General features: G+C 49.2%; 10 protein-coding genes. 8 read left to right on the top strand and 2 right to left on the bottom strand.

The genetic code is table 11. The features are described 5' to 3' along the window. Positions 1-105: 105 nt before the first annotated feature. Complete coding sequence (locus tag ACFQW4_RS00610) at positions 106-372, top strand: YdgH/BhsA/McbA-like domain containing protein (RefSeq protein ID WP_377723131.1); 267 nt, start codon at positions 106-108, stop codon at positions 370-372. Positions 373-436: 64 nt separating this feature from the next. Here ACFQW4_RS00610 and ACFQW4_RS00605 read toward each other — a convergent pair whose 3' ends face one another. Next, entirely contained in the window at positions 437-1,459 is a 1,023-nt protein-coding gene (locus tag ACFQW4_RS00605; protein ID WP_377723130.1) for a DUF481 domain-containing protein, read from the bottom strand. A gap of 557 nt (positions 1,460-2,016) precedes the next feature. Here ACFQW4_RS00605 and ACFQW4_RS00600 point away from each other — a divergent pair. The 7 genes from ACFQW4_RS00600 (at position 2,017) to ACFQW4_RS00570 (ending at position 9,351) form a co-directional block, all read left to right on the top strand. Then, on the top strand, positions 2,017-3,993 hold the full coding sequence (locus ACFQW4_RS00600) for an alkyl/aryl-sulfatase (protein WP_377723128.1): 1,977 nt from the start codon (positions 2,017-2,019) through the stop codon (positions 3,991-3,993). Between the two features lie 205 nt (positions 3,994-4,198). Beyond that, positions 4,199-4,861 carry a hypothetical protein gene (locus tag ACFQW4_RS00595; RefSeq protein ID WP_377723126.1) on the top strand — a complete coding sequence of 221 codons (663 nt, stop codon included), beginning with the start codon at positions 4,199-4,201 and terminating at the stop codon, positions 4,859-4,861. 30 nt (positions 4,862-4,891) lie between these two features. Continuing rightward, entirely contained in the window at positions 4,892-5,194 is a 303-nt protein-coding gene (locus ACFQW4_RS00590) for a YicS family protein (protein ID WP_377723124.1), read from the top strand. Then, entirely contained in the window at positions 5,194-6,405 is a 1,212-nt protein-coding gene (locus ACFQW4_RS00585) for an OmpP1/FadL family transporter (RefSeq protein WP_377723122.1), read from the top strand. Before ACFQW4_RS00590 ends, ACFQW4_RS00585 begins: the two co-directional genes overlap by 1 nt. Positions 6,406-6,492: 87 nt before the next feature. Continuing rightward, positions 6,493-6,768, top strand: coding sequence for a YdgH/BhsA/McbA-like domain containing protein (locus tag ACFQW4_RS00580; protein WP_377723120.1), 276 nt, complete (start codon positions 6,493-6,495; stop codon positions 6,766-6,768). Between the two features lie 99 nt (positions 6,769-6,867). Further along, positions 6,868-7,671 carry a hypothetical protein gene (locus ACFQW4_RS00575; RefSeq protein ID WP_377723118.1) on the top strand — a complete coding sequence of 268 codons (804 nt, stop codon included), beginning with the start codon at positions 6,868-6,870 and terminating at the stop codon, positions 7,669-7,671. Positions 7,672-7,737: 66 nt separating this feature from the next. Continuing rightward, positions 7,738-9,351 carry a mechanosensitive ion channel family protein gene (locus ACFQW4_RS00570; RefSeq protein ID WP_377723116.1) on the top strand — a complete coding sequence of 538 codons (1,614 nt, stop codon included), beginning with the start codon at positions 7,738-7,740 and terminating at the stop codon, positions 9,349-9,351. Here ACFQW4_RS00570 and ACFQW4_RS00565 read toward each other — a convergent pair. Then, positions 9,348-10,421, bottom strand: coding sequence for a membrane-associated sensor domain-containing protein (locus tag ACFQW4_RS00565; protein WP_377723973.1), 1,074 nt, complete (start codon positions 10,419-10,421; stop codon positions 9,348-9,350). The two genes, ACFQW4_RS00570 and ACFQW4_RS00565, sit on opposite strands and share 4 nt — an antisense overlap. Between the last annotated feature and the right edge of the window lie 248 nt (positions 10,422-10,669).

Here is a 10,669-nt window from a genome sequence, read left to right as displayed (position 1 = left end):
ATAAATACTTATCAGGCAATTAAGGTGTTCTCTCATAATAATCATTGTGTATTTACACTATGATTATGTTGCAACATTGTTAAATTTAACAATTCGGAGCGTAATATGAAAAATGTGATGATGAAGGCAATTATTCTGGCTGGTGCAACTTTCGTAACGACCAGCGTGTTTGCGGCTCAGGAAATTAGTAAAGAAGAGGCCAAAAACTACACCGAGGTTGCCACGGTTTCAACTTCCGGCACTTTCACCGATCCAAAAGATGCTAAAGACGAAATATCGAAACTGGCAGATGAGAAAGGTGGTAAATATTACGTAATTACCTCTGCAAGAGTTGAGGGAAAAGTTCAGGGGACAGCTACCGTCTATAAATAATTTTGTTCACTGCCAGTCGCTATGGCTGGCAGTGCATATGTACGCAGGGATTTGTACACCATGTTCATTTCCAGGTCATACCTAAACCCGTTGAAAATACACGCTCATCCAGTGTATCTCGTGTCCCCCTGACAATATTCCTGTGATAACCAACATGGAAAGTTGACCAGGTAGTCAGCGCATACCTCACACCAAGTTCTGCATCCACTGACATTACTCCTTCATTATCCAGAGAATGGCCAAGTTCACCATTGCTGTACAGAGTAATAGTTTTATCGACCAGGAACCGCTGGTAGTCCCAATGCAGGGTTGCGCCCAAATGACTATCCTGTTCGTCGTCACTGTAGCCATAGCTGAAAGCTCCAGCCAAAAATGAAATAGAAAAAGCACCTGTATCATCATCCCACAACTGATATCCGGGGCCGGTACCAATCAGCAATTGCCTGGACAAGTCTTCTACCCAGTCACGTTTATAACTCAACCGTGACTGCCAGAAATATTTCTCTTCAAACATGTAGTCGAAGGCATAGCGAAAACTGTAATTATCCGTGTTAACACTCTCATCTTCGACCTCCCGATTGTAAGTTGCAGAGACATCGTGTCTCCACTTTTCTTTTTTAAATTTGGTATTCATCGAAAAGGTGTAGTCATCTGTACTGGTAGAAGCATTTTTAAGGGTAACGCCAGCATCAATGTTCCCAGACCAGTCCCATTCATCAGTTCTTACCTCTGCTTTCATAAACTCATCTATGCGCCTGACAGACACTATTTCCTTTTTATCTCCGTGTTTAATCACAACATATCCAGCATTGTAAGGAGAAACAGAAGCAGGATACTTTTCTTTGGTTTTATTGTTACCAATGGATATCTGGGATTCACTTTCCATGGTACTCACTGATGTCCAGTTAATCTTCAAAAGACCGGCGTAATTAGTTTTTAACTCAAGCACCCCATCATTGAGTGATTGAACAGTTCCACTGAGTCGATCTCCGTTGATGAGCCAGATTGTGTCTGCCTGTACAGCACAAGGAAAAACCAGTATGCAGACACATAAACAGAAAGGACTTTTCGTTGCGGTTGCTCTCATTCTTTTTTCCTCAACTCAGCCCCAAGCATTCAACACAACTATAAGTTAATCACCTCATTTTTCTTACTTTCAATGTGACCGGAAGGAATCAACGTTACCCACGCCATGCCTGCCACACTTACATAGCGGATAAATATAAAAATACCAGTGGTTATATATTTTATGTGAGCCAACACCACAATCATTTGAAAAATAAGCACCACTTTAAAATTATATTTAGGCTGCGCAAATTAACGCAATTTTACCGGTTACTTTGCTTGATAATATCAAATAACTGATAAATAAGGTTTTTTTCAAAAAATAGCAACAACATACCTCCGCTTTACTATCAGTGTTAAATCCTTCACTAAAGTAACTATATGGTATTAAGATCTGATGTTTAGCTTTGCAAGCTTGCTAATAGTAAAACTTCAACTAGCTTTATATCGAAATGTTTCAGAACTCACCCATTTCGCCATGTACCACCTGCCAGCAGAAAGGATTGCCTTCTGGCAGGATCGATTGCACCTCGGTTTTGTTTAGATTCAATAATTTAAGTGACACATTTGAGGACCATCATGAAACTGAAGCCACTAATAGTATGCATGGCGCTAGCTGCTTCGCTAAGTTCACTCTCCGTTTCTTATGCTGCTGATGACGCCAGAAAAGACGCTGCTTCCGCGACCAAAAGCGCGAATGATGCGCTTTATAATCAGCTGCCGTTTTCCGATAAAACTGACTTTGATAACGCACACAAGGGCTTTATTGCGGCCTTACCTCAGGACGTTATCAAAGGTGAAGCAGGGAATGTCATCTGGAATCCACAGCAGTACGCCTTTATCAAGGAAGGCGAGAAATCGCCCGATAGCGTTAACCCCAGCCTCTGGCGCCAGTCGCAGTTAATTAATATCAGCGGCCTGTTTGAAGTCACAGATGGCGTATATCAGATACGTAACCTTGATCTGTCAAATATGACCATCATTGAAGGCACGCAAGGAATTACCATAGTTGATCCGCTTGTTTCGGCTGAAACGGCGAAGGTTGGCCTGGAACTGTATTATAAAAATCGCGGTAAGAAGCCGGTAGTCGCGGTTATTTATACCCACAGCCACGTTGACCATTATGGCGGCGTGCGCGGCGTAGTCGATGAGGCTGACGTTAAAGCCGGTAAAGTAAAAATCTATGCTCCCGCCGGATTTATGGAGGAAGCCGTATCAGAAAATATCATGGCCGGAAACGTCATGAGCCGCCGTGCCAGCTACATGTACGGTAACCTGCTGAAAGCCGATCCTAAGGGTCAGGTTGGTGCAGGTCTTGGTACTACGACGTCAGCCGGAACGGTGACGCTGATTGCGCCTACAGATTACATTACTAAAACCGGTGAGAAGCGCACCATTGACGGCCTCACCTATGACTTCATGATGGCGCCGGGTTCGGAAGCGCCCTCTGAAATGCTGTGGTATATCGAAGAGAAGAAAATCATCGAAACCGCAGAAGATGTAACCCACACTCTCCACAACACCTACTCGCTGCGCGGCGCCAAAATCCGCCAACCGCTGCCGTGGTCCAAATACATCAACGACGCTATAAACCTGTGGGGCGATAAAGCCGAGATCATTCTTGCGCAGCACCACTGGCCGACGTGGGGCAATGACAACGTCAACAAGCTGCTGCGTACCCAGCGCGACCTGTATCGCTATATAAACGATCAGACGCTGCGTATGGCGAATAAGGGGCTGACGCGCGACGAGATTGCTGCCAACTTCAAACTCCCGGATGGTCTGTCTAAAACGTGGGCCAACCGCGGTTATTATGGCTCAGTAAGCCATGACGTTAAGGCAACCTATGTGCTGTATCTCGGCTGGTTTGACGGCAATCCAGCTACGCTGGATGAGCTGCCACCGGAAGAAGCCGCGAAGAAATTTGTGGAGTATATGGGCGGTGCTGACAATATCCTCAAAAAAGCCAAAACCGACTATGACCAGGGAAATTACCGCTGGGTAGCGCAGGTAGTCAGCAAAGTGGTGTTTGCGGATCCGCAGAATAAAGCGGCTCGCGAGCTGGAGGCGGATGCGCTTGAGCAGATGGGCTACCAGGCCGAATCCGGTCCGTGGCGTAACTTCTATCTCACTGGCGCCCAGGAGTTGCGTAACGGCGTGCAGAAACTGCCAACACCGAATACTGCAAGCCCGGATACCGTGCGCGCGATGACGCCGGAAATGTTCTTTGACTTCCTGGCGGTACATATTGATGGCGAAAAAGCCGGTAATGCCAAAGCGGTGATCAATGTTGATCTCGGTGAGGATGGCGGCAAATACAAGCTGGAACTGGAGAACGGCGTACTCAACCATTCTGCCAACCAGCAGGCTGACAAGGCCGATGCCACTCTGACGCTTAACCGCGATACGCTGAACAAAATCATCCTGAAGGATGAAACGCTGAAGCAGGCTGAAGATAAAGGCGAAGTGAAAGTTACCGGTGATGCCGGGAAAGTCGATGAGTTACTCGGGTACATGGACAAATTCGAGTTCTGGTTCAACATCGTCACGCCATAAGCGGGCACCCTGTGTCGTCTCTGACACAGGGTATTTTTTCTGATGACAGGTCTCGTGTCCTGTAACCGCTTTGGAGCAACTCATGAACCTTAAGCATTCTGCGCTGGCAGTCTTATTTCTTGGCTCTGCTTTCAGTTCTTTTGCTGATGCAGCTTCAGATTCCGCGCAGGCTAATAACCCGTTAGCGAATATGACTGCATTTAACATGCAGAATTATTACATCGGAAATATGAGCGGCAGCGATAAAACCGCTAATCAATTCTGGCTTCGCTATGCCCAACCCTTCACGCTGGGCGAAAGCCAGTGGTTATTGCGCGCTTCGCTACCACTGAATACTTATCCATCGCCACCGACTGGCGGACGCCAGACTGGGCTGGGCGATATGAACCTGTTCACAGCCTGGCTGATTGATACCGGCAATCCTGCCGTCAGTTTCGGTATTGGCCCGCAGCTCACCGCTCCCACCGCCAGTAAAAACGCGCTGGGTTCAGAGAAATGGTCAGCAGGTCTGGTCAACGTTCTTTTTGATGCCAGCTCCCCCACGTTCCAGTACGGATATCTCGCCTCATGGCAGCACAGCTTTGCCGGAGAGAGTAACCGAAGCGATGTGAACGTTGCCGCATTTCAGCCTTTCCTGTTTCTCCAGCTTGGCGGAGGAACCTATCTGCGTTCAGCCCCTATCTGGAATTACAACTTCCAGAATGATGGCTACGGCGTACCGCTCGGGCTGGGTATTGGGCAGGTGATAAAGAGTAAAAATACCGTCTACAACTTCTTTATCGAACCGCAGGGTTCGGTGGCGGACAGAGGTCCAGGCCAGCCGCGCTGGCAGATATTTGCCGGTCTTAATCTGCAATTTCCCAACTAAATAGCAGAATCAGTGTAGGGAGAAATCACTATGTTTCGCTTGGTTACAGGCGCTCTGCCACTCATGGTTTTTTGTGCGAACGCAGCACCTTACGACAACCTGGCCGCCGCCCTGACTCAACAGAAAATTGTCAGCGATCTGCGTACTCAGTGTGATATCAGATCTGATATACCCGATGAAAAGGTGCGCGCAATTTTCATCGCCAGCAAAGTGAATCATCATGCTTTGAGTGCGGCTGCCAGCGCGTTGCAGGAAGGAAAAAAAGCCCAGTATGAGCAGCAGCTGAATACCATACGTTGCCCGGATTTCAGCAAACCTGCAGGAAATGAATAATGCTGCAGATCTCATCCGTTAGTTCCAGGTTGGCGATGATATTACTGGGCAGTCTTTGCGTCAGCTCAGCCAGTGCCAGCGGGCTTTATTTGTATGAAATCGCCACGGAAGACACCGGGCTTGCGGGCGCAGGACAGGCTGCCCGCGCGCAGGACGCATCTACCATAATGACCAATCCCGCAGGCATGACGCGTTTGCCAGATCACATGATTACTGGCGGCCTTCAGGCACTGTATGGCGACACGCCATACCGTCTTAACAATGATGCAGCTCTTCAGGGTAAGAGCCCGGGTAACACCATAGGATGGTTTCCGGGCGCCAGTCTGTTTTATCACCAGCGCCTGACAGAAAACATTTCTGCTGGTATTGGCCTGTATGGCAATTACGGGCTGGGACTGGATTTTGGTGAATGGGCTGGCGACAGGTTAATTAAAAAAAGTACGTTGATTGGACTGACGCTGAGCCCTGCTTTTGCCTGGAAGATAAATGAACGCTTGTCGTGGGGAGCAGGACTGGGCATTAACTATGGCTTTTTATCTCTTACACGTAATGTGGATGGGCAGGATGAAAAAGCCAGCGATCACGACTGGGCAATGAATTTCAGAACCGGTTTACTTTTTCAACTCACGGATGCCACGCGCGTAGGCCTCAGTTACGCCAGTAAAACGGAATATCATTTTAACATTGATGGAAAAGCACGCTTTCCCGCATTCCCTAATGCTGAATATACGCTGCCGCTGTCTGCTCAGATTAATACACCCGATCAGCTCATGCTGAGTGCCGTGCATGACATAAATGAGCGCTGGTCTCTCCTGGGGGATCTTGGCTGGCAGAACTGGAGCATGTATGGAGGCAATCAGATCTCTTTATCCGGGGAGAACATACAGCGTCAGAACCGGTTAAAAGATACATGGCATACCGCACTCGGTGTTCAGTTCCGGCCAGACGATCGCTGGCGGCTTAATACCGGTGTGGCGTATGACAGCAGTTTTTACCGCGATCAGAATGATACGGCGATGACGATGCCTTCAGGTGATGCATGGCGATTTGGTGTGGGCGCGCAATATCAGCTCACTGAGTCGGGCAATATTGGTGCGGCATTTGAATACCTGAAAATGGAAACATCGCAGGTCTCATCACCTCTGCTCAGCGGCGCATACAAAAATCCTGAACTGTACTTTTTCAGCATGAATTACAGCTACACGTTTTGATATTTAAAACTGGCAAGTACCTGCTTCATAACTGAATGGCTCTGCCGTTCAGACATGTTGTCACCCTGGAAATAATAAACCACTGGAGTGTTAATGATGAAAAATATGATGATGAAATCCCTCGTTATGGCAAGCGCCTTTTTTATCTCAGCTGGCGCGATGGCTGCGCAGGAAATCAGTAAGGATGAAGCCAAAAATTATACTGAAGTCGGAACCGTATCGACTTCCGGTACGTTCACCGATCCAAAAGATGCCAAAGATGAATTATCAAAGCTGGCAGATGAAAAAGGTGGAAAATACTATGTGATTACCTCGGCCCGAGTGGAAGGTAAAGTACAGGGTACTGCCACAGTTTATAAATGATGCCACATGCCGCCGCCCTAAGCTGCGGCGGCATTTCCCTATCGTCTTTAATCACATCAAATCGTTTATCTCCCCCAAATACGTATCCGGAGAGCAATCATGTCACGCTATCTAGGGAATAAATGGAGTTTAGCTTTAGGGCTGCTGGCATCAAGTTATGGGGCCTGTGGTGCTGAAGCTAATGATAATCGCGATAAGCTTGATGATGATCCGACTAAAGTGACGACCAAAGTAGGCGTCTCGTGGTCGGACACCTATGACATGGACGACAGTAATCTCTCCTTCTCCGGTTCGGTCGCGCTGGACCCGGCCAAAAAACTGAATGCACGCGTTAACAGTGATGCCAGCGAGTGGCGTGTGGGCGGGTCATGGCTGTTTCCGGTAGGCATCGTCAACTTTAATTTTGGTAAAAACCAGTATACCAATGGCGCCACCCAGACTAATTATTCCGTCGGAACTTTTGTCCCTCTCAGTTATTTTGGCTTCGCGCCAGCCGGTTTCCAGATATTCCCCATGGCCGGATATACCTACAACACCGGTGAGGTAACCGGCTGCAGCACCGGAAATCCTGCGGACTGTCAAGCGCCTCAGTTCGCCGATGGTATTCCCTCCGAATATGGGTTCAGCACCATCACAACTTCCGGTAGCAGCGGCTATCTGGGAGCATTTGCACTTCGGCCGCTGACACCTGAACTCACGATTTTGGGATTTGCGGCAGGCTCTTATGGTTCAAAAAATGATGAGGGGGAGAATTACCGGGGTTATTTTGGCGGGCTTGGAGCAGGTTACAAATTTGATAAACACAATTCAGTTAACCTTCTGACGTTTATTATGGACAACAACACCTATCTGGACGATCCCGACAAACGCTTTCTGATTTCGTATACCTGGCAATTTCAATAATGCGTATTGATGACTGCCTTACGGATGGATTTACCGCCAGGCAATGTACGGCTTCTGGAGGCAAAAATGATTAAAGCGGTGATGTGTCTGTGCTGTTTCCTGCTGCTCTTCACTTTCCAAACCGCATTGGGCGCGGAGCCGCGTCAGGCACCTTCGGCACAGGAAAAAGCACGGACGTTGTATCTGCTTAATCAGCCAGTAGTGATGCTGCAGGCGAAATTTGGCCTGACCACGCCAGAGGAGCGCGTCCAGCGCATCGTGTCGATATTGCGTACGCTTGATGATAATGACCTTGCTCAACCGGTAAAGATGCACACATTGACGCGCTACCAACAGTCAGCTGTGCTTTTTTCCGTCAACGGCAAACCTTTTATGTTACTGGCGCAGGGCGATCTGGATGAAGGGGATGATCTGACGCTGGAACAGGCCGCAGAGCGCCTCCGGTTCCGGCTGGACACGCTGAGGCAATCATTGTCTGAGCAGTACTCATCGCAATATCTATTGCTCTCAGTGGGTAAAAGCCTTGTGGGTGCGCTACTGCTGATCGCGTTTATCCTGTTTACCCTGCGCTCTTATGCCTGGCTGAAGCGGATATATGACGCAAGACGTGCTCAGCGGAAAAGTTTCCCGGGTGCACTGCGCACTTTTCTTGGTCCCATTGAGGTACGGCTGTATGCCATTGTGCTTACCGTTGCCCTCCTCGTGGCATTTTACATCTGGGTCAGCTGGGTGTTGCGGCTCTTTCCCTGGACGCGGATTTGGGGCATGGAGCTGGGAGGTTATGCGGTAGGGCTGCTGCAACATCTCGGGCTGGCAATATTTTCCGCCCTGCCGGGTATGCTGATTGTTGTTGTCATCTTCCTGATTACGGGGCTGGTGACGCGATTGCTCCGGCTGGTGCTAAAACGCGTTGAGACCGGGCAGTTACACCTGCCGGGCCTGCATCCGGATACCGTTGGCGTCACCCGGAAACTCATCAGCGTTGTCATCTGGTTATTCGCCTTATCGGCGGCGTATCCGTTTTTACCCGGCGCTAATTCGCTTGCCTTCAAAGGTATTAGCGTTTTCTTCGGACTGATGCTGACACTGGGCTCGGCAGGCGTAATGAACCATGCCATGAGCGGCCTGGTGCTGACCTATTCCCGCGCGCTGCGAAAAGGCGAAGTGATCAGGATTGCCGAGCATGAAGGCGTCGTCAGCGAGGTGGGCATGCTGGCAACGAAAATTCTGACCCGCGAGAATTACGAGGTGACGGTTCCCAACGCGGTGGTCGTCAGCGGCAGAATCGTAAACCTGAGCGCCACATTGAAAGGCGACGGCGTCAATATGACGACCAGCGTCACCATTGGTTATGACACGCCCTGGCGTCAGGTTGAAGCGATGCTGGAGCTGGCCGCCAGTCGCACACAAGGAGTTAACCGCAGCATTACCCCAGTGGTCCGCCAGCTGGCGCTGCAGGACTGGTATGTGGCTTATGAACTTCAGGTCCGGCTTCAGGCGGGAGAATCGCTGGCCGGGGTAAGAAGTATTCTTCACGGACATATACAGGATGTGTTCAATGAATTCGGCGTGCAGATCATGTCGCCTAACTTCATCAGTCAGCCGGATCAGCCAGTGATTGTGACAAAGTCAAACTGGTTTTCGCCTCCTGCGAACAAGGATGTCCGCGATGAAGGTTAAGCCGGTTTTTGCTTTACCCACCGATTTCGTCCCTGCTGTTTTGCCCGGTAGAGTGCTTCATCAGCGCGGGCAATAATGCCGGCCGCGCTATCACTACTGCCGGAAACCGCGATGCCCATGCTCACGGTTACCGTTTTGCTGACCTCGGATGCGAGATGCGCCAGCGCTGTTTCTTGCAGGCTTGCCTGGATACGTTCTGCAACCAGAGCGGCTTCGTTGAGTGAGGCCGCTGGCAGCACCACCACAAACTCTTCCCCTCCGTAACGCGCAACCAAATCTGCGGGCGTACGAACCGACGATTTTAACACGTCGGCGACTTTTGCAAGACAATCATCACCAGCCTGATGGCCGTAATGGTCGTTGTAGCGTTTGAAATAGTCAACATCGAGCATGATCAGTGCAAAAGGCAAAGTGTGTTGGACAGCGCCATCCAGATAGTTCTCCAGTGATCGCCGGTTTGCCGTTCCGGTGAGTGCATCCTGATGCGCCATTACATCAAGTCGCGCGATGAGCATCCGGTTTTCCTGATAACGCCGCCAGGCTTCATCAAACCAGCGCTGCAGGATATAGCGGCCATATATGAGAATGGTTGTGAGGATGAGCCAGACCAGCAAGAATCGCACGCTAATGCCCTGATTAAGTTGCATGCTTGCCAGCAGAGCGGTTAACCATAATGGGGTGAGGAAGAGCAAAAGAGCCGTTGGGTGATAATAGAGCGCAGCCAGCGCGGTAAGCATGAGGATCACACTGAGCGGCCAGGCAAAGGGCAGGTGCCACCAGACGATGAAATGATAGCTACAGTAGCTCCACATCAAACTGAGAACCAGCAGCAAACCCAGGCCGACAGATGTAAATCTGGCGGGAAGACGATAGATCAACAAAGCCAGTAAGCAGGATAAAGCAGTGATGCCGACCGCAATGCCATTGATGAGAGGAAGTATTTCTGCCTGATTGCTGATTGAACGGTCAAAACCGCTAATGAGGACATTGCGAAACAAAATTATCAAAGCAAAGCTGACGTTCACAAACGTGAACCAGGGAATACTGACGTGTAACGCTTGCCTGACCATATCATTACGGTCCTGCCATTCTATCGCCGTATCAAAAGCGCGTCGTTGACCGCCAGAACGCTTATCCATCCCTGAATGCCTCACAGATGAGTAAATACTATTCATTGTAATACAGCGAAAAAATTCAGGTTGAAATGCCAGTCTGATAAATCAGAATTAAATTCAAGGAGATAAATGCAAGGCCCAAATTTTTTGTAGTTTGACGTTGCCACAGCTATTCAATGATAAACGGAACAGGCTGTATGGTC

Origin of the sequence: Pantoea sp. GCM10028869, assembly GCF_042666835.1 — a bacterium.
GTDB classification, from domain to species: Bacteria; Pseudomonadota; Gammaproteobacteria; order Enterobacterales; family Enterobacteriaceae; genus Pantoea; species Pantoea leporis.
Note: the sequence above shows the minus strand (reverse complement) of the source record. Positions and strands in the feature narration are given on the sequence as shown.

Bases quoted from the DNA above. Each gene is read 5' to 3' on its own strand.
- ACFQW4_RS00610 (WP_377723131.1), top strand. From the start codon at position 106: ATGAAAAATGTGATGATGAAGGCAATTATTCTGGCTGGTGCAACTTTC.
- ACFQW4_RS00590 (WP_377723124.1), top strand. From the start codon at position 4,892: ATGTTTCGCTTGGTTACAGGCGCTCTGCCACTCATGGTTTTTTGTGCG.
- ACFQW4_RS00565 (WP_377723973.1), bottom strand. From the start codon at position 10,421: ATGGTCAGGCAAGCGTTACACGTCAGTATTCCCTGGTTCACGTTTGTG.
- ACFQW4_RS00595 (WP_377723126.1), top strand. From the start codon at position 4,199: ATGCAGAATTATTACATCGGAAATATGAGCGGCAGCGATAAAACCGCT.
- ACFQW4_RS00585 (WP_377723122.1), top strand. From the start codon at position 5,194: ATGCTGCAGATCTCATCCGTTAGTTCCAGGTTGGCGATGATATTACTG.
- ACFQW4_RS00605 (WP_377723130.1), bottom strand. From the start codon at position 1,459: ATGAGAGCAACCGCAACGAAAAGTCCTTTCTGTTTATGTGTCTGCATA.
- ACFQW4_RS00600 (WP_377723128.1), top strand. From the start codon at position 2,017: ATGAAACTGAAGCCACTAATAGTATGCATGGCGCTAGCTGCTTCGCTA.
- ACFQW4_RS00570 (WP_377723116.1), top strand. From the start codon at position 7,738: ATGATTAAAGCGGTGATGTGTCTGTGCTGTTTCCTGCTGCTCTTCACT.
- ACFQW4_RS00575 (WP_377723118.1), top strand. From the start codon at position 6,868: ATGTCACGCTATCTAGGGAATAAATGGAGTTTAGCTTTAGGGCTGCTG.